Origin of the sequence: Prochlorococcus marinus str. AS9601, assembly GCF_000015645.1 — a bacterium.
GTDB classification, from domain to species: Bacteria; Cyanobacteriota; Cyanobacteriia; order PCC-6307; family Cyanobiaceae; genus Prochlorococcus_A; species Prochlorococcus_A marinus_O.
In genome coordinates this window covers 1,081,886-1,099,937 of sequence record NC_008816.1, presented here as the reverse complement: position 1 = coordinate 1,099,937, position 18,052 = coordinate 1,081,886, and the positions used below count along the sequence as shown (strand labels likewise).

At 32.0% G+C, this 18,052-nt stretch carries 22 protein-coding genes and 1 pseudogene; 9 read left to right on the top strand and 14 right to left on the bottom strand.

Annotated features, from left to right (window positions below; genetic code table 11):
- The first annotated feature begins 5 nt into the window (after positions 1 to 5).
- Together A9601_RS15325 and A9601_RS15320 are read left to right on the top strand one after the other, a co-directional pair.
- Positions 6 to 1,445 (top strand): NAD(P)(+) transhydrogenase (Re/Si-specific) subunit beta, encoded by a 1,440-nt coding sequence (locus tag A9601_RS15325; protein ID WP_011818745.1) that lies wholly within the window; start codon positions 6 to 8, stop codon positions 1,443 to 1,445.
- On the top strand, positions 1,426 to 2,514 hold the full coding sequence (locus tag A9601_RS15320; protein ID WP_041484550.1) for an alpha/beta fold hydrolase: 1,089 nt from the start codon (positions 1,426 to 1,428) through the stop codon (positions 2,512 to 2,514). The genes A9601_RS15325 and A9601_RS15320 overlap by 20 nt, the downstream gene beginning before the upstream one ends.
- Here the strand turns inward: A9601_RS15320 and A9601_RS15315 are convergent.
- From A9601_RS15315 to A9601_RS15295, 5 genes are all read right to left on the bottom strand, one after another.
- Positions 2,504 to 2,845, bottom strand: coding sequence for a (2Fe-2S) ferredoxin domain-containing protein (locus A9601_RS15315; protein WP_011818743.1), 342 nt, complete (start codon positions 2,843 to 2,845; stop codon positions 2,504 to 2,506). The genes A9601_RS15320 and A9601_RS15315 overlap by 11 nt on opposite strands.
- A 2-nt stretch (positions 2,846 to 2,847) precedes the next feature.
- A complete protein-coding gene (locus A9601_RS15310) occupies positions 2,848 to 4,077 on the bottom strand; it encodes a 1-deoxy-D-xylulose-5-phosphate reductoisomerase (protein WP_041484549.1) in 1,230 nt (409 codons plus the stop codon).
- Positions 4,078 to 4,159: 82 nt separating this feature from the next.
- Positions 4,160 to 5,629: a cysteine--tRNA ligase gene (gene cysS, locus A9601_RS15305; protein ID WP_011818741.1), complete on the bottom strand. Its 1,470-nt coding sequence runs from the start codon at positions 5,627 to 5,629 to the stop codon at positions 4,160 to 4,162.
- 24 nt (positions 5,630 to 5,653) lie between these two features.
- Positions 5,654 to 8,584, bottom strand: coding sequence for a DNA polymerase I (gene polA / locus A9601_RS15300; protein WP_011818740.1), 2,931 nt, complete (start codon positions 8,582 to 8,584; stop codon positions 5,654 to 5,656).
- Positions 8,581 to 9,642, bottom strand: coding sequence for an efflux RND transporter periplasmic adaptor subunit (locus A9601_RS15295; protein WP_011818739.1), 1,062 nt, complete (start codon positions 9,640 to 9,642; stop codon positions 8,581 to 8,583). The genes polA and A9601_RS15295 overlap by 4 nt, the downstream gene beginning before the upstream one ends.
- Before the next feature lie 144 nt (positions 9,643 to 9,786).
- Between A9601_RS15295 and ychF the strand changes: the two genes are divergently transcribed.
- Complete coding sequence (gene ychF / locus A9601_RS15290) at positions 9,787 to 10,878, top strand: redox-regulated ATPase YchF (protein ID WP_011818738.1); 1,092 nt, start codon at positions 9,787 to 9,789, stop codon at positions 10,876 to 10,878.
- A 166-nt stretch (positions 10,879 to 11,044) separates the two neighbouring features.
- On the opposite strand, the gene A9601_RS18730 is transcribed toward ychF, so the two are convergent.
- The gene (locus A9601_RS18730) at positions 11,045 to 11,188 is read right to left on the bottom strand and encodes a hypothetical protein (protein ID WP_011863263.1); all 144 of its coding nucleotides are present in this window, start codon (positions 11,186 to 11,188) and stop codon (positions 11,045 to 11,047) included.
- Between the two features lie 160 nt (positions 11,189 to 11,348).
- Between A9601_RS18730 and A9601_RS15285 the strand changes: the two genes are divergently transcribed.
- Both A9601_RS15285 and A9601_RS15275 read left to right on the top strand, forming a co-directional pair.
- A complete protein-coding gene (locus A9601_RS15285) occupies positions 11,349 to 11,630 on the top strand; it encodes a hypothetical protein (RefSeq protein WP_041484548.1) in 282 nt (93 codons plus the stop codon).
- A gap of 363 nt (positions 11,631 to 11,993) precedes the next feature.
- Positions 11,994 to 12,209, top strand: a complete 216-nt coding sequence (locus tag A9601_RS15275) for a hypothetical protein (protein ID WP_011818733.1) — start codon at positions 11,994 to 11,996, stop codon at positions 12,207 to 12,209.
- Positions 12,210 to 12,420: 211 nt separating this feature from the next.
- On the opposite strand, the gene A9601_RS15270 is transcribed toward A9601_RS15275, so the two are convergent.
- From A9601_RS15270 to A9601_RS15255, 4 genes and pseudogenes are all read right to left on the bottom strand, one after another.
- A complete protein-coding gene (locus tag A9601_RS15270) occupies positions 12,421 to 12,600 on the bottom strand; it encodes a hypothetical protein (protein WP_011818732.1) in 180 nt (59 codons plus the stop codon).
- 1 nt (position 12,601) lies between these two features.
- A pseudogene (locus tag A9601_RS15265) lies at positions 12,602 to 12,709 on the bottom strand (chlorophyll a/b-binding protein); the annotation flags it as partial.
- A gap of 55 nt (positions 12,710 to 12,764) precedes the next feature.
- On the bottom strand, positions 12,765 to 13,025 hold the full coding sequence (locus tag A9601_RS15260) for a chlorophyll a/b-binding protein (protein ID WP_002805301.1): 261 nt from the start codon (positions 13,023 to 13,025) through the stop codon (positions 12,765 to 12,767).
- Positions 13,025 to 13,231, bottom strand: a complete 207-nt coding sequence (locus A9601_RS15255; RefSeq protein ID WP_011376777.1) for a high light inducible protein — start codon at positions 13,229 to 13,231, stop codon at positions 13,025 to 13,027. Before A9601_RS15255 ends, A9601_RS15260 begins: the two co-directional genes overlap by 1 nt.
- A gap of 321 nt (positions 13,232 to 13,552) precedes the next feature.
- On the opposite strand from A9601_RS15255, the gene A9601_RS15250 reads away from it, so the two are divergent.
- Entirely contained in the window at positions 13,553 to 13,660 is a 108-nt protein-coding gene (locus A9601_RS15250; RefSeq protein WP_011818731.1) for a high light inducible protein, read from the top strand.
- 65 nt (positions 13,661 to 13,725) lie between these two features.
- On the opposite strand, the gene A9601_RS15245 is transcribed toward A9601_RS15250, so the two are convergent.
- The 3 genes from A9601_RS15245 to A9601_RS15235 all read right to left on the bottom strand — a co-directional run bounded on the left by A9601_RS15245 (position 13,726) and on the right by A9601_RS15235 (position 15,146).
- Positions 13,726 to 14,463 carry a type 1 glutamine amidotransferase gene (locus A9601_RS15245; RefSeq protein WP_011818730.1) on the bottom strand — a complete coding sequence of 246 codons (738 nt, stop codon included), beginning with the start codon at positions 14,461 to 14,463 and terminating at the stop codon, positions 13,726 to 13,728.
- On the bottom strand, positions 14,460 to 14,756 hold the full coding sequence (locus A9601_RS15240; RefSeq protein WP_011818729.1) for a hypothetical protein: 297 nt from the start codon (positions 14,754 to 14,756) through the stop codon (positions 14,460 to 14,462). Before A9601_RS15240 ends, A9601_RS15245 begins: the two co-directional genes overlap by 4 nt.
- A gap of 120 nt (positions 14,757 to 14,876) precedes the next feature.
- Complete coding sequence (locus A9601_RS15235; protein ID WP_011818728.1) at positions 14,877 to 15,146, bottom strand: DUF1651 domain-containing protein; 270 nt, start codon at positions 15,144 to 15,146, stop codon at positions 14,877 to 14,879.
- Positions 15,147 to 15,295: 149 nt separating this feature from the next.
- Here A9601_RS15235 and A9601_RS15230 point away from each other — a divergent pair, with 149 nt between their 5' ends.
- The 3 genes from A9601_RS15230 (at position 15,296) to A9601_RS15225 (ending at position 16,189) form a co-directional block, all read left to right on the top strand.
- Positions 15,296 to 15,478 carry a hypothetical protein gene (locus tag A9601_RS15230; protein WP_011818727.1) on the top strand — a complete coding sequence of 61 codons (183 nt, stop codon included), beginning with the start codon at positions 15,296 to 15,298 and terminating at the stop codon, positions 15,476 to 15,478.
- 73 nt (positions 15,479 to 15,551) lie between these two features.
- Positions 15,552 to 15,713 carry a hypothetical protein gene (locus A9601_RS18725; RefSeq protein WP_011818726.1) on the top strand — a complete coding sequence of 54 codons (162 nt, stop codon included), beginning with the start codon at positions 15,552 to 15,554 and terminating at the stop codon, positions 15,711 to 15,713.
- A gap of 53 nt (positions 15,714 to 15,766) precedes the next feature.
- Positions 15,767 to 16,189, top strand: a complete 423-nt coding sequence (locus tag A9601_RS15225; protein WP_011818725.1) for a cupin domain-containing protein — start codon at positions 15,767 to 15,769, stop codon at positions 16,187 to 16,189.
- A 44-nt stretch (positions 16,190 to 16,233) separates the two neighbouring features.
- On the opposite strand, the gene A9601_RS15220 is transcribed toward A9601_RS15225, so the two are convergent.
- On the bottom strand, positions 16,234 to 17,937 hold the full coding sequence (locus A9601_RS15220; protein ID WP_011818724.1) for a protein adenylyltransferase SelO family protein: 1,704 nt from the start codon (positions 17,935 to 17,937) through the stop codon (positions 16,234 to 16,236).
- Positions 17,938 to 18,052: the final 115 nt, after the last annotated feature.

The following is an 18,052-nucleotide window of genomic DNA, read 5'->3' as shown; positions in this document are numbered from 1 at the left end:
TTAACATGAATCTACCTGTAATCATTAAATTCGTTATTGACCTTCTAGCAGTACTTTTACTGGCTTTGGGAATAAAAGGTTTGTCAAAAGTAAAATCAGCAAGGGATGCCAATAGATTAGCTGCATTTGCAATGTCGCTATCAGTAGTAGGATTACTTTCTTACTATTTAGGCACTTCTGGAATTGCTATTCAGTCTTGGATTTGGATAATAATTGGATCAATCATAGGTAGTTTATTCGGAGCAATTCTTGCAAAAAAAGTACCTATGACCTCCATGCCTGAAACGGTGGCATTGTTCAATGGTTGTGGAGGAATGTCATCTCTTTTAGTGGCCTTAGGAGTAGCTATTTTTCCTATATCTGGTGGCCAAGAAAATTTTGATTTTTTTAAGTCACTGATTAACGAAGTTTCAATATCTGTTTCTATATTTGTTGGTGCCATAACTTTCACAGGTTCAATTGTTGCGATGGCAAAGTTACAGGGGTGGTTGTCAACTCCAGGATGGACTCAGAGTAAAGTTAGGCATTTTGTAAATATTGTTTTTGCAGTTGCTTCCTTGATAGCCTTTTTTGATTTGATAAACGGCAACACAAGTTCTATTTGGCTTTTAGTTATAGTTTCTTCTTTATTAGGCATTGGAGTTACTTTGCCAATTGGTGGAGCTGATATGCCAGTCGTTATATCTTTATTAAATAGCTATTCAGGGATTGCAGCAGCAGCGGCAGGTTTCGTTGTTGATAGTCAGCTTTTGATAGTAGCAGGCGCAATGGTTGGAGCAGCAGGTCTAATACTTACACAAGTTATGTGCAAGGGTATGAATAGATCATTGGTCTCAGTTCTTTTTGGAGGATCTTTAGCTGCACAAAGTACAGCTTCTTCTGGTTCTGGAGAATATACAAATATAACTTCTTGCAGTGTTGAAGAATGTGCATTGACTTTAGAGGCAGCCAACAAGGTAATTATTGTTCCTGGGTATGGTCTAGCGGTAGCTCAAGCTCAACATACTTTAAGGGAAGTGACTAAAAAACTAGAGCAAAATGGTATTGAAGTTGTTTACGCAATTCATCCTGTAGCAGGGAGGATGCCTGGACATATGAATGTACTTTTAGCAGAAGCAGATGTTCCTTACGAACAACTTAAAGAGATGGACGTTGTAAATCCTGATTTTCCAGCAACGGATGTTGTTTTAGTTTTAGGAGCAAATGATGTGGTTAATCCTCAAGCTAAAAATGATAGCTCTTCTCCTTTATATGGCATGCCAGTACTTGACGTGCAGGAAGCAAGAACAGTATTTGTAATTAAACGTGGTATGAGTGCAGGTTACTCTGGAATAAAAAATGATTTATTTGATCTGCCAAATACCTCTATGGTATTTGGTGATGCAAAAAAGGTACTCAATGATTTGATTGGGGAATTAAAGGATCTTGGAGTTGGGGAGAAATAATAGTATATCTTTTAGTTTTTCAGATTACTTAAAAAATAAGCCATTTCGAGAAGTCTTACCTTGGATAGGTGGCGACTTACAAACTTTGAGAGATACGTTTGTTATTGATTTTGTTAAATCAAAAAAAAATAAAAAAATATTCTTTCCGATTAATAAAATTCTTTCTAAAAAATTTGAGTCTGATTATCTTTTAGGTTTTTTAGAATTACCTGAAAACTTAAAATCACTTAGGGGATTTGTAATCGTTACACATGGTTTAGGGGGCTCAACTAAACGGTTTGGTTTAAGAAGAATATCTAGGAAATTAACAAATAATGGTTTTGGAGTTCTCAAATTAAATCTAAGAGGATCTGGATCAGCGAGATATTTAGCTAATGGAAATTATTGTGCTAGATGCTCCAGTGATGTTATTTCAGCAGTTAATTATTTTAAAAAATTGATTAATTTAGAGTTCAAAGATCTTATGAAAAGGAATAATAATCTTCCAATTTACGGCGTTGGATTATCTTTAGGCGGAACTATTCTTTTAAATGCCTGTCTAGATTACGATGAAAACAAAGGAGAAAAACTTTTAGATGGCCTTGCATGCGTGAGTACCCCTTTAGATTTATCTTCATGCAGTCTCTGTATTGAAAAACCTAGAAATTCTATCTACCAAAAATGGTTACTTCATCGCTTAAAAAATCAGTTATGGGAGGGATTTAATGATGAAGGCAAACTCCTTGATAACGAGAAATTAAGAAAAAAAATTAGATCTTTAAAAAGTATTAGGGAATTTGATCAGAAATTTACAGCTCCAAGTTGGGGATTTAATTCTTTAGAAGATTATTATGTTAAAGCTTCTCCAATATTTAGAATCCAAAACTCAATAAAAAAATTACCTCAAATGCTTTTTATTCATGCCAAGGATGATCCTTGGGTTCCATATAATGCAACTTTTAATTTAAGAGGGAAATTTATTGATAAATTTACTATTTTTATAACTGAAAAAGGAGGTCATAATGGTTTTCATTCGATTAATGGCTGCTGGTCAGACGAAGTCGTAAAGAACTGGTTTATTAGTATCTAAAACTATCTAAAAATGGTGTTTTTTTGAAAATCCATTTTTCTATTGGCTTACCGTTAATAATATGTGAGGTAAAAATTTCAGAAATTTTTTCTGGAGAAACTTTCTCATACCAAATACCATCTGGCCAAATAAGAAGAATTGGGCCGTTCTTACATACCCTTAAACAGTCAGCTTTTGATCTTAATATATGTACGTTTTTTGTAGAGGGATCATTCTCAAATTTTTTTAAAGTCTTTTTCAGACATTCCCATGTTTTTTGTCCTTCATTGCCTTTAAAGCATTTCTGTTTTGTAGGTGTTGCGCACAGTAGAAGATGCTTTTTAATATTCACTTTTAGCCAATATTTACGTATTTTTTCCCTTTTTTAATTTCTTGCTTAACAAAAAGCCTGGCCCAATTGTCTACTTCAAGAATATCTTCTAATTCTGGACTTAAATTCAAATTCTCCAAATGTGATTCACAAGCTTTACTTATAAATGTAGGAATTTCTTGAAAAGAAATTTTTTGTTTTAGGAATTGTTCAACAGCCATTTCATTAGCAGCATTTAAGACAGCAGGCATAGTTCCAGAAGATTTTCCTGCGGCATAGGCAAGTCCCATACATGGATATTTAAACTCGTCTGGCTCTTTAAAAGTTAATTTTCCAATTTCACTTAGGTTTAATCTTTTCCAATTTGTTTTAAATCTTTCAGGCCAACTCATCGCATATAAAATAGGTAGCTTCATATCTGGCCAACCTAATTGAGCTAATACTGAAGAATCCTCCATCTCAATCATTGAATGAATAATACTTTGAGGGTGGATAACTATTTCGATATTTTCGTAAGAGGTCCCAAATAAATAATGAGCTTCAATAACTTCTAATCCTTTATTCATAAGAGTTGCAGAATCTACAGTTATTTTTTTCCCCATATCCCAATTAGGATGTGAAGTCGCATCTTCCACTGTGACATGCTTTAAATCCTCAACGGCCCAATCTCTAAAAGCACCACCAGAAGCTGTTAAATGTATGGCTTTTAAACCCTTAGGCATCTCTCCTGTTGAAAAATCTGCATTTTTATAATTAGGTAATCCTTGTAAACATTGAAAGATAGCAGAGTGTTCTGAATCAGCAGGTAACAGCCTACTATTATTTTTCTTTAATGCAGGAATAACAATTGGCCCTGCCGCAATTAAAGTTTCTTTGTTAGCAAGTGCAATATTTTTCCCAGCATTAATTGCTGACATTGTTGGAATTAAGCCTGCACAGCCTACTATCCCAGTTACCACAGTATCTGCCTTATCCCATGCTGCAACTGCGTTAATTCCCTCTTTCCCACCCAAAACTAAGGTAGCATTATCCAAATCTAAGTTATTAATATTATCTTTTAAATCTTCTACAAGATTTTCATCCTCAATTGCAACTACCTCTGGTTTATGTGTTTTAACTTGTTCAGTTAATAAATTAATATTTCTTCCTGCAGAAAGAGCTACCGCTTTAAACTTATCAGGCTGCTCACTAGCTATTTCGAGAGTTTGAGTCCCTATTGAACCAGTAGAACCGAGCACAGTAATGTATTTCAATTTTCTCTGATATTTCTAATATCTTCCCATTTAAAGGTGTATTTAAAAAACAAAAATTTCAAATTGGTTTTTTTCTTAAAATTTAGACCCTTATCCATGTTGTTATTTCCTTTGATTGATCAATAAGTTCAATACCTTTTTCTTTTAACAAATTCCTGATTTCATCCGCCTTCGCATAATTCTTTTCCATTTTTGCTTTCAATCTTTCATTAATGAGCGATGATATTTCTTCTTCTTTTATTTTACTTTCTTTTACTAAAACCTCTTTTTTAAGACCAAGTACCTCAGTTAACTTTTCAAGAGTTTTAAAATTTTCAAGTAGAAAGAATTTTTCATTTAGTTCTACTGTAAAACCTTCAACCCTTTGAAATTGGTTTAAAAAGTTTTTTAAGGGTTTCGCTAAATCGTAAATAATTGCAATAGCACCTGCTGTGTTAAGGTCATTTCCAAGAGCCTCAGAAAATTTAAGCTTTTTTTGAGATAATTCAAAACTTATTTTCTCTTTATATTTTTCTTCGATAGATTCATTTTTATCAATAGATATAAAAGCACCTTTTGTAAGGTCCATAAAAGAAAGTGCTACATTAATGTTTTTCCAAGCTTCTGAAGCACTCCTTAAAGCTTCTTCAGTAAAATCAAGTGGTTTTCTATAATTCACAGTCATAACAAAATATCGCAAAGTCATAGGGCTAATACCTGACTTAATTAGCTCTCTGATAGTTTTAAAATTTTTAAGGGATTTACTCATCTTTTGTCCATTTACATTGACCATCCCATTGTGTAACCAATAGTTCGCTAGCTTTTTGCCATTGGCTGCTTCTGATTGGGCGATTTCATTCTCATGATGTGGAAAAATCAAATCAGAACCACCTAAATGGATATCGATAGTATCTCCTAATTCATCTTTAACCATCGCCGAACATTCAATATGCCATCCTGGCCTACCTTTACCCCATGGCGAATCAAAAAATGGTTCATCATCTTTGGCTTTTTTCCATAGCGCAAAATCTTGCGGATTAAGTTTTTTACTATTTTCCTCATTAACCATTCTTCCTTGCTGATTGATATTTTGTTCTTGTAAATTTTGATTACTTAGCTTTCCATAATTTTTATTTTTGAAAACAGAATAATAAACGTCTCCATCCCTAGAGTATGCATAACCTTTGTCCTCAAGGATTGTTATGAAGGAACAGATATTGCATATATGATTCGTTGCTCTTGGCATGCTATCCGGACGCATTATCCCTAAAGAATCCATATCTTTGTGAAACTCAATGATATTCTTTTCAGATACTTCCTTCATTGAACTGCTTTCTTCTTTCGCTCTTTTTAAGATCTTGTCATCAATATCTGTAAAATTTTGAACATACTTCACTTTGAAATCACTGTAAATTAAAAATCTTCTCAATACATCCCAAGCGATATAACTTCTGGCATGACCAAGATGACATAAATCATAAACAGTTACCCCACAACAATAAATTTTTACTACATCATCAATAGGCTTAAAAACCTCAACTTTTTTGCTTAAAGTATTAAAAAGTTTGATCATCTTAAAATAAGTATTTCATAAGGTTTATTTTGTCTCCATCCAATTGTCTCCAATTCCAACATCAACTAAAAGAGGCACATTTAATTTTACACAATCTTCCATAGTCTTCTTTACTAATTTCGTCGTAATTTCCAAAGAATCTGGTTCGACTTCAAACAATAATTCATCATGTACTTGTAAAAGCATTTTTGCTGGAACATTCATTTCTGTGAATTTTTTATTTAGTTGAACCATTGCAATTTTAATAATATCTGCACTTGAACCCTGTATTGGGGCATTGGCTGCGGCTCTTAGTGACTGTGCTTCCATGCCAGCTCTTCTTGCGGCTTGCAAGTCAATTTCGTAAGGATCTTTTCCTAGTAATCTTCCAAGTCCATTTTTATCAAACTTAAATTCTCTCTTTCTACCAAAAATTGTTTTTACATAACCTTTTGATAAGGCAAGCCTTTCTTGAAGTTCAAGAAATTTGAAAATTTTTGAATATCTTTCTTTGTATTTTATTAGGAATTCTTTTGCTTCTGGAGTACTTACTCCTGTAGAACGTGCAAACTTTTTAATTCCCATACCATAGATAACTCCGAAATTTATTGTTTTCCCAACTCTCCTCTCATCAGAAGAAATTTCTTCTTTCTCAAAAATTAATCTTGCAGTCAAAGAATGAATGTCATCATTTTTATGAAATGCATTTATTAGTATTTCTTCATCCGCTAAGTGAGCGAGTATTCTTAATTCGATCTGAGAATAATCAGCTGATAAAAGTTTCCAATTTTTTTCAGGCAAGAATGCTTTTCTGATTCTCCTACTAAATTCAGTCCTAACAGGGATATTTTGAAGATTAGGATTGCTACTACTTAGTCTCCCAGTCGCTGTAGCAGCTTGATTAAAGTTTGTATGAACTCTTCCTGTCTTTTCGTTAATAAGATTTGGAAGAGCATCAATATAGGTGCTAAGTAATTTGCTAAGAGTTCTATGTTTTATTAAATGTTGGATTATTTCATGTTCGTCGACTAATCTTTCCAGAACTACTGCATCTGTGCTCCATCCTGTTTTTGTTTTCCGTGATTTTTTCTTATCCAAATTTAATTTTTCAAACAAGATCTCACCAAGTTGTTTTGGTGAAGATAGATTGAAACTTTCATCTGCTAACTCATAAACTTTACTTTCAATATCTTCTAAGGTACTTTTTAATTCTTTTGAGAGTTTATCCAAATAAGGGATGTCGATCGTAATGCCATTCATCTCCATTTGGGACAATACCGGCTCTAAAGGTAGCTCGATTTCTTCGAACAATTTGATTAATTCATCTTTTTCCTTTGAAAAACTTTCTTTAAAAATTTTGACAATCTTAAAAGTTAGAAAAACATCATAACCGCAGTAAATACTTGCTTCATCAATATCAACAAATGAAAAGTCTTTATTTTTTCCAACTGTCTCCTTAAATGAAGGAGGCTTAAATCCAAATAATCTAAAACTAATTTCACTTAACCCATGTTTCTCCTGATTATTAAGAAGGTAGTCTGCTAATAAGGTGTCAAAGGTTACGCCTTTAAGATCAAGTCCATGATTAAAAAATATTTGCCTATCAAATTTAGAATTTTGGAGTGCCTTTTCTTTTTTTGGATCTTCTATCCAATTTCTTAGCTTTGAGAAAACATCTTCAATTGATAATTGATCGGGGGTCTCCTTTTTTGTTTGATGACCAAGGGGTATATAAAATAAATCATCATTTTCTTCTCCAAGACATAACCCTATCCCAACAAGTTCCGCATCGATTGGATTCAAACTATTGGTCTCTGTATCTAAAGAAACTATTTGATTAGTCTTGTCTAATCTTTGAATTAATTTATCAAGTAATTCGAAATCATTTACAACAGTTACGTTGATTTTAGGGATTTTATTTTCACTATTTTCTAATTCATTATTGCCTGCGACTTTTGGTGCCTTCTCCTCCTCTTTAGCTACATTATTTTTGTCAAAACCACCTTTGCTGAAAGTTGAATTGAAAATATCAATTTGTCTAAGTAGTGTTGATAGTTCTAATTTTTTCAGTGACTCTGAAAGTAGTTCTTGATTTATATTTTTTAATTCATAACCGTTACTTAAAATTAAAGGCACCTCAGTATTTATTTTTGCTAAATCCCTGGAAAGAAAAGCATTATGTTTATCGTTTCTGAGCTTTTCTATAACTGAACCTTTGATGAATCCTTTATATTTCTTATCTTTGTTCTGCTGAATCTTGTCCAAAGCCTGATAGATTCCATCAAGCGTATCGTTCTCTTTTAGTAGATTAATTGCAGTTTTTGGCCCTACTCCTTTAATACCTGGAATATTATCAGAACTATCACCAGTTAGGGCTTTGAGATCAACTACTCTTTCTGGCGCAACACCTAATTTTTCTTTTACTCCATTTTCATTCATAAGAGTTGGATTTCCACTTTTCGCATATGGACCACCACCCATATAAAGCACATAAATATCTTTTTGATCATCTACTAATTGAAATAAGTCCCTATCTCCAGAAAGAATATTCACGCACCATCCTTTAGAAGAAGCATCATTTGCAATTGTGCCTAGGAGATCATCTGCTTCGTATCCTGGAGATTTGAAAATTGGTAAATTAAGGCTTTCTTCTAAAATGATTTCTAGTTGTTCAATATCCTGAAAAAAAACATCTGGTGCTACATCTCTATTGGCCTTATAATTTGGATCTAATTCATGTCTGAAAGTAGGTTTTTCGGTATCAAACGTAATACAAACACCCTCAGGACTAATATTTTTACAATTATCCAGAAGGCTCTTTAGAAATCCATAAGTGACACTTGTTGGAAATCCCTCTTTGGTAGTTAAACCTCCATCAATCCCTTTGCTAAATGCATAGAAGCTTCTAAAAGCAAGTGAGTGGCCATCGACTAAAAGTAAAATTGGTTTTTTAGAGTTTTCAGATTTTAAACTCATTTTCTCTTCTTAGCCCAAGGTGGAATATCAATAAAGATTTGCTCTCCAGGTTCTAATCCATCAATTACTGAAGTTTTATTTCCACTACTAATACCAATTTCGATTTTTTCAAATTTGGGAGAATTGTTTTTATCAACTTTCAAAATTCCTTTTTCACCTTTTTCCGTGACAATAGAAACTGTTGGTACTAAGATTTTTTCTTCATTACCTTCGACTCTAAATTCAAGATCTGCAGTCATTCCAATTTTAATTTCTTCAGAAATATCTTTAAAATTTAAAGTTACTTCGAATGAGGTTACATTATTATCTTTTACAGCTCTTGTAGCTATTTTTTTAACTATGGCACTATATTTTTTTGAGGGATAAGCCTCAATTCTTACTGAGGCTTCTTGACCTATTTTTATTCTGCCAATGTCACTCTCAGGTACTTTAGCAACAATTTCTAGGCCCTCTGATAGTTCAAAAATAAAGTTTTTGGTTTTAGGGTCTGAACTTAAGTTTGTACTTGGTGTGACATAAGATCCTATCTCAGCATATTTTGCAGTTATCTTTCCTCCATAAGGCGCTTTAATTAGGTAGAAACTTTTTTCAGCTTTTGCATCATTAAGTTTTGCGCTACTAATGTTGAAGTTATTTTTATAACTTTCATAGTCTTCTTTACTTACCGCACCTTCTTGATATAAATATTCCCTTCTTAAAAATTCAGATTTTTGTTTTTCTACATTTAATTCAAGTTCTTCAATTTTATAGATAAAGTCTTCATCATCAAGAGAAGCTAAAACCTGATCTTTTTTTACAAGATCGCCTTCATCTACTATGATTTCTTTTATTACGCCTTGCTTCCGAGGCCCAATATTGCTTGTCCTTATTGCTTTTACTTCACCACTAGTATTAATTGAATCTGAGAGGATTCCTTTTTCAACTTGAACTACAAAATCAGAAATATCTTTTGACTTATTTTTCTTGAAGGAATTGCTTATAAAAACGAAAAATATAGCTAGAGAAAGCAATATAATTCCACTTCTTAGGTTTATATTTTTTTTTATTAAATCAAACATTTCTTTTTAAAAGCAGAAGTAGAGAATATTTAGGAACTAAATAAATAATCAAGACGATTATAATTAACTTATCCAAGATTGGTTAAGTAAATACTATATTACTAGAAGATGTTTTCTTGATAATTTTTCCATAAGTTTTTTCAAATGTTAAAAGCAGGTATTATTGGATTACCAAATGTTGGAAAATCAACTCTATTTAATGCACTTGTAGAAAATGCTAAGGCCCAAGCGGCTAATTTTCCCTTCTGTACTATAGAACCTAATAAAGGCATAGTTTCAGTACCAGATCAAAGGCTGCAAGAGTTAGGTAATTTAAGTTCTAGCCAAAATATTATCCCAACAAAAATTGAATTTGTAGATATCGCAGGACTAGTAAAAGGAGCCAGCAAAGGTGAGGGTTTGGGAAATAAATTTTTATCAAATATTAGGGAGGTTGATGCAATAGTTCATGTTGTGAGGTGCTTTGAAGATAGTGATGTAATTCATGTTTCAGGGAAGGTGGATCCCCTGGATGACATTGAGATAATAAACCTGGAATTGAATTTAGCTGATTTATCCCAACTCCAAAAAAGGAGAGAAAGAATAAAAAAACAGGTTAGAACTAGTAAAGAGGCAGCTAAAGAAGATACCTTACTAGAAAAAATTGAAGAAGAGCTAGAAAAAGGCCTTTCAGTTAGATCAATATCTTTGAATGAAGAAGAAAATTTAATAATTAAGCAACTAGGCTTCCTTACTGCAAAACCAATTATTTACGCAACAAATTTGAATGAAAATGATTTAGCTTTAGGTAATGATTTCTCATCAAAAGTTCAGAGTTTTGCAAGGAATGAAAATACAGAATGTATAAAAATATCAGCGCAAGTCGAATCTGAATTAATAGAGTTAGAACAAGAAGATAAAAAAGACTATCTTATTGGTTTAGGAGTAGAAGAAGGGGGATTAAGTTCTTTAATTAGATCAACATATAAATTATTGGGATTAAAAACTTATTTCACTACCGGAGAAAAGGAGACAAAAGCTTGGACAATAAAAGATGGGATGACTGCGCCACAGGCAGCAGGAGTAATTCATACTGATTTTGAAAAAGGATTTATAAGAGCTCAGACTATTTCGTATCAAAATTTAATTGATTCAGGTTCAATTGCCAATGCAAAAACTAAAGGCCTTTTAAGAAGTGAAGGTAAGGAATATATTGTTAACGAAGGTGATGTAATGGAGTTCTTATTTAACGTTTAGTAAGTCTCTTAAGGCTTACTATTTTGCTTTTTGAATTTAAATTCAAAAAATGAAATTAATAAAATTAAGATACATCCTAAGCAACTTCCTATTAACCCAAAAACAATGGTTGTAAAGCCATCATCGTAGCCATATTGTAGTTGTGGTAAGTGAGGGGGTATTGGCATTATTTTTCAACAGAATTTTCAATATCTTCCAGTAAATGTTTAGTTGATCTACTAAAACCATTAGTTTTTAAATAGTTTTGAGCCTCTCTAAATTTTTCAGCTACTCTTTTTGCATAAGGAGTATTCATGGAATTTTGAGTCATGTTGAAAATGCGACTCATTTTATGATCTGATTTTGGTAAACCCTTGATAAGTATTCAAAAATACAAGAATATAAAAATAGGATTTTTTACTTACTAAGAAATTTATTCTGAAAAGTTCTTGATTCTCCAAATTAAAGTTTTTCAAATTAGAAAATTGACAATGACAAATATATTATTAATTCTTTTTTTTGTAATTATATTATTATTTTTTTATTCAACACGAAACAATAAGTCAACCAAAAAAACAATAATTAGTCCAACTTATGTAACTTTCTTAAAAGAACAAGAATTTAATCCTGATATAAGTACTGATAATTGGGATTTACACAAACTTAGATTAGATAAATTTAAAAGATCACAATATAAGGGATTAACTTTCTTCGTAAGTTCAGAAAATAAAATTTACTATCTTTCGGAAAATGGGGATAAGGTTTATTGCTAACAGGTGAAATTAATTTTATAAATAAGAAAAGCAGATAGAAATTAATAATATTAATGAAGTATTTTTTTTTATTATCAGAAAAGTTTTATAAGTTTATCGAATGGGAGTGGAATACTTTAAAAAATCTAAAAAGAACAAAAAGAAAGAATTTTTTTCTAAGAGGATCATTTGCCTTATTTAGTTTATTCTCTATTCTTTTTTTAATATTTTTTCCTCCTATCGCTTTTGGATTGTTATTTGGAGAGGGATTGAAATTTAGTACTTTTTTTATTTGGATATGGATTTTAAATTTGAAGTTTTTTTGAAAATGTATAATTTATTTCCCGAGATTATTTAAAATTAAGAATATAAAAAATTTACCTTATGCCAAAAATATTCAAACAAAATAAGTTTGCTTTGTTGGGAGCAAATATATTAATAATTTTACTTTGGGTAACTATATCTTCCTTTTTGATGAATTTATTTAAAAGTGAAAATGCTCCATTTTATATATATAAAATTTCTTTTTTAATCAGATTCATTCCTCCTATTTGGGTTACATGGTTCCTTTGGATAAAAAGAGGTGGTTTAAAAAGATAAATTACAAAAGCATTTTTACGGATTTACTATAAAAACAAATCAGTTAAGATCTGAAAGCTTACTTGAAATTTTCATGTAAGAATTAGGTAATTGAGAGATTGTTTTTAGCTAAGAAACAATCTCTTTTTTTTTTACAAGTATTTTTTCTCATAAAAAAAGTGTTTGTCAGTATCCCTATTGACAAACACTCATGACGATCAATTTTCAAAAATTAAACAGGCAATCTATTATCAATTTCTACTACTCCAGAATCCATAAGACGGCCGATTTTAATAACTAAAGCCATATCTAACCTTGAAAATTCAGATTGATGGTTAGTTATCCAATCAAGTTCAGAAAGAGTTATAACTCCCAAAGTATTTACTTTAAGAAAAAGTAAGCCTAAATTCATTTTAAAAAATTCCTGGGATTATCCATCCGAATAAGCCATAATTTACAACTAATGCAAATAAGCCCATCATTGCCATTCTTCCATTAGTTCTCTCGGCGTTTTGCCAATAAGTTGTTTTTGAATTTTCCATTTTTCTGATTTGTAGAAATGTTAAATAGTAGGTTTTAAACGAAACCAGGAATTATTTGACCTGTTGTTAGGTATGCTCCAACAGCAGCTATTAATCCAAGCATTGCGAATCTGCCGTTAAGAGTTTCAGCAACAACTTTTTCTTTTTCGATTGTTTTGACTTTTGTGTTTGTGTTTTTCATTTGATTAGAAGATGAATAGTTTAAATTTTCGTTTTGAAATTGCTTGGTTAAATAAGCAACGAGGATGGCTGTAAAGAATACAATTACGGCTAAGAAACCTGAAAGTGGACTCATTAAAAAATGCCAGGAATAATTTGTCCGGTTGAAACGTAAGCACCTACTAAGGCAACAAGGCCAATCATTGCCCAACGACCGTTAACTTTTTCTGCATTTTGTGGGTAGCTGTCGTAAGAAACAGACTCATCTATGTAAGGACGTGTCTCAGTAGGAAACATATTCTGTCTGCCACCTGATTCAGTAGTAACGTTTGAATTGGCCATTAAAGTTTTGTAATTGTTAATTAATGTAACACTACTATTAATTAATGTAAAGTATTAAGCCAAAATTAAGTTATTTTCAAGATATTTACTACATAACTGTTACAGTTTCGCGACATATATTTAAATAGTTGTTTTTTAGGATTGTTACGCTTTACAGGTTGGCTCGAAGACTATTGCGAGTTCAATTTGTTGTTTAAGTATTTATTTTTAATCCTTAGAAAAATATCAATTTGGTAGAAAAAACTACATCATTCTGAAATTTGAATAATTAGTTTTTAGATATAATTTATTTCACTTTATTATGGATTTCGCAAAAAAATCATGACCGAAAAAGCTGAAAAGCTTAATGGTAAAGCAGCAATGCTTGGAATGTTTGCTCTTGTAGGAGCCTACTATTTTACTGGTCAAATTCTTCCAGGTATTTTCTAATAAAAATCCTTTTTAAATTTTTTCAGGGGTTTTATCAAGTCCTTTTTTAATTGATTATGCCCTTTTTAATTATCTAATAATTCAAATAATTTACTTATTAGAAGCTTTCTTTTTGAAAAAGTTTTATCAATATATTTTTTATTCTCTTCTTCTAAAATTTCCTGACCATTTAAGCCTAATCCTTTAAGGACAAACTCTTTATCTTCTTTAATCCAGTTATTTATCATTACTCCCGTCGTCTCTATATGGAATTGTAATCCGTAAGCAAAATTACCAATCCTAAAAAACTGTTCCTTACAACGTGCACTACTAGCAATGAGTACTGCTTTATTAGGTAACAAAATCCTATCTCCATGCCAATGTAGTACATGAAAAGGGTCTTCAAACAGTGCTTTAAAGTCTTTATTCGATTTGTCTATAAAAATTTGAGACCATCCAATTTCTGGTAATGCTTTTGGAGGTGATCCATATTTAAGAATTTCTACATCTCCCCCAGCAGCACTCGCAAGCAATTGAGCACCTAAGCAAACACCGATTATAGGTCTCTCATTTTCTAATTCTTTTTTTATAAAATCTCTTTCTAATTTAAGCCATGGATATTTTCCGCTTCCAATATCTTTAACACCCATTGGTCCACCCATAATTAAAATTAAGTCACCTTTTTTTGTTTGCGGCAGAGCATTTTTATTATCTAAACGAATAATTTCTATTTTAAAATCTCTTTCTTTAGCAAATTGCTCAAAAAGACCAGGCCCCTCTATTTCTAAATGCTGCAAAACTAACAGGCGTTTTATTTCCTTCATTCACTTTCCATTATTTCAGCTGATTCAGAACAGACATTAACGCTAAACCACTTCATTGCCGACCAAGTATCTTCTTGGTATGTACCTGCTGCAATACTTACAAAACAATCATTTTCATACCAACTTCGATAACTAGGAGTTACTCCCGTTCCTTTTAATCTATTTTCTAAGCCTTTCCCATATTTTTTAATTACAAGATTTATAGCTTCATTCTCAATTTCTCTTTGCCTTTCATCAGCAAAACCTCCTAATGGACTAAAAAAAAGAATTGATGTAATAAGTAAACGTATCATTGAGTCTTTTTTATATGTAGCTAATTTTATATTGAATATTTATTTTTGACACCGAATTCTATATCTTAGGAAACTCTTAAACTTATAAAAAAAATAAATGCTTTTTCTTGTCCGGATCCCTTATCCGTAATAATGAGAGACTTCTGTCCACCCTTTTTGGTGAAGTTCGTGCCACTTTTCCCAGGCTGAATCTATATTGAGTTTTTCAGAGGATTTGTACCCTCCTGGTTCTCCAAGGTGATTTGTAAAGAAAAGATGAGTATGAATTTTCGAAATAGGTTCAAGAGGATTTTTGCATTCTTCGAAAAAGATAATTCTGCTACCTTCAGGATTTAGTAGGCATCCGTTGGGTTTGCTCGTGCTACAACCAAATGAGTACTTAGGCTCCATACTTTACCTTTAATTGGCTGGTTGATTATTGATACGTTTGTACTATAAATTATATCCTCCTTGTTTTGCTGTCAATCCTTTTAAGGTTAAGTACTTATTTACTAATAATTATTTTGTTTTTTAATAAATAAGATAATTTCTTTAAGCTTATGAATTACAGGGAAGATCTAGAAATCAAACTACAAAAAGTAACACTTGCAATGCAGGAAGTTGTAGATGATATCCATAAAACTGATCCTGAGAAGCAAAGAATAATTTCCAAACTTATTGAATTTAAAGAAGCAATTATTTCAAAGGGAATTGAACTTAAAATTGAATTAGATGCAGCTTAGAAATATTTCCTATCTCATGAATGTTTAATAACTTTTAAAATATTGGTATTTACAAAGAAGGGTTATTTATCAAATGCAGCCTGGTACTTTTGAATTATTGATCCTAGTATTTATTTTTTTAGGTCTTCAAGCCTGGTGGATTATTCCAATAGTTATTAAAAATAATAAATTTAATAAGAGAGGTAAGGATTTAAGAGAGGAAATTAAGCAATTAGAAAAGTTATATAAGAAATAAATTAGTTTATTATTTTTGCAAACTACCTATTATTAGTGAAACTTAAATATCTAATGCAAATAAAAACATTTATTCCATTTTGTTTCCTTTTTATTGGGACTTTAGCTTTACCACAACCTTCTCTTGCTGAAGAAAAAATTGAAGTTATACCTATTATTCAAAGTTCAAAAGGACTTAGTGGTAAAAATTTTAATTATCTCGAGGGTAAGCCTGAATTAAGACTCTTAAAAGTCAAGATTCCAGTTGGCTTGAAAACTCCAATTCATACTCATCCTTCCCCAATGTTGATTCATGTCACCAGAGGAAGATTAAAACATGTTAGGGGTGAAGAAATTAATTTCTTTAAAGCGGGTGATGCATTTATAGAGAGTAATAATGGGGGCCCCCACTATGTGAAAAATGTTGGGAAGAAGCCGGCCATACTTCATGTGGGAGTTGTATCAGTAGTTGGAATGCCTACGGCCATAAATGAATAAAATTTTCTCTAAGTTATTCAATCTGCATTTTTAGGATTTACCTTTTACGAAGAACAACTGTAATGAGATACTCCTCCATAGTTAAAATACTGGCTTGGCTTTAGTCGATTATATTTTTGATCTATTTCTGCGGGTTGTTCTACATATGGATTGCTAAAGATATCCTGTAACTCTTTTATTTTCTTGTAATTTCCCTTTTCAGCTTCTTCATATGCAGGAACGACCATCCATTCACGCCAAGTATAGACTGGATTAAGGGATTTCATTGATGCCGATTTTGCTTTAATATTTTCCTCTTTCTTCAAGACTGATTGCCAGTTTTCAAGCCATACTTCCCACCTATTATTGAGCTCGTCATTAATTGGTAAATAGAAACAGTCTTTTAAAGAATCTAAGTTATCAGGGATTTCAGAGAGTTTACGGAACAAAATTGTATAGTCTGCTTTTGAAATGACCATGAGATTAAAAAATTCATTTATTAGAGTTTCGTTGTAATGTTCTAAACCAAGCTTGTTTGCCCACATTTTCATTAATTCCTTATTCATTAATTCAGAAAAGTCTTTTTCGATTTGATCTAACTTTTCTTGATCTTGTTTGCTTTTTGAAAGTAACGGACTAAGAGAGGAACAAAATGTTTTAAAGTTGATTGCCGCTGCAGAAGGCTGGTTAAAAAATGAGAAATGTTCACCTCCACCTGTCCATGGTTGAAATCTTGGATCAAATAATTCACAGAATCCAAAGGGGCCATAATCCAAGGTATAACCTCCAGCAGCACAATTATCACTATTGAAATTACCCTGGCAATAACCAACTCTCATCCAGTTGGCTATGAGTGATATAAGTCTTGATCTGTATAAAGAAGCCAGTTTTATTACTTTACTTTGAATCGAAATCTCATATTCAATTTCATCTTTATAATTTCTATCAATTAGATGTTGAACTATCATCTTTAGTTCATTGAGGGCCTCATCATGCGCATTATCGCGAACTCTTCTTGCAAAAAGTTCAATCTGGCCTACACGTAAAAAAGATGGAGCGACTCTCGTAGTAATTGCTGCTTGATTATCAATCATGATATCAGGTTCAAAATATCTGGACCCTTTGGAATACCACGGTCTTCTAACTATTTCTGAACGTGAGACAAAAAGTGTTAAAGATCTTGAGGTAGGGATTCCCAAGGCATCCATTAATTCCTGTGCGAGAAATTCTCGAACGCTAGACCTTAAGACAGCTCTACCATCTGCTCCACGACAGTAGGGAGTTGGACCTCCTCCTTTAAGTTGCATTTCCATTCTTTTCCCATTGAATAAACCTTCAAAAACAGAAATTGCTCTGCCATCGCCATAACCATTGCCAGTGCCAAAGGGACATTGTTGGGTATATTCAGTCCCGTAAATAGATAATGCATAACCTGTTGCCCAACCAACAGGACTCATTGGATAATTAGCAACAGAAATATCACCTGAGAAAAAACGACAAAAATTCTGGTCTTTAGTAAGATTTGAGCTTAGCCTTAGTTCTTTAAAAAGTTTGTTGCTATGGGAAATATATTCTGGTTCTGGAATAGCAGTTGGAACAACTGGCACGTAATGACCTGAATATACTGAACGCGGCTTATGATCATTTCCATCTTTTGTTGATTGAGGATCTGCTTTAAGAGAATTCATAAAAGAATAGTCAGATAGTTGAGAAAATTCGGAAAAATTTTCTGTAAGCTTTCCTTTTAATGAATCAGATTTGGTTGACATCAAATTTGTTATCTATTCTTTTAGGCGCTCTAATTCCTTTAAATTAAACACCTAAATTTATTTTATATAGATTCTATTAGGGATGGTTTTTGCCGATACGTTTGAGATTTAATAT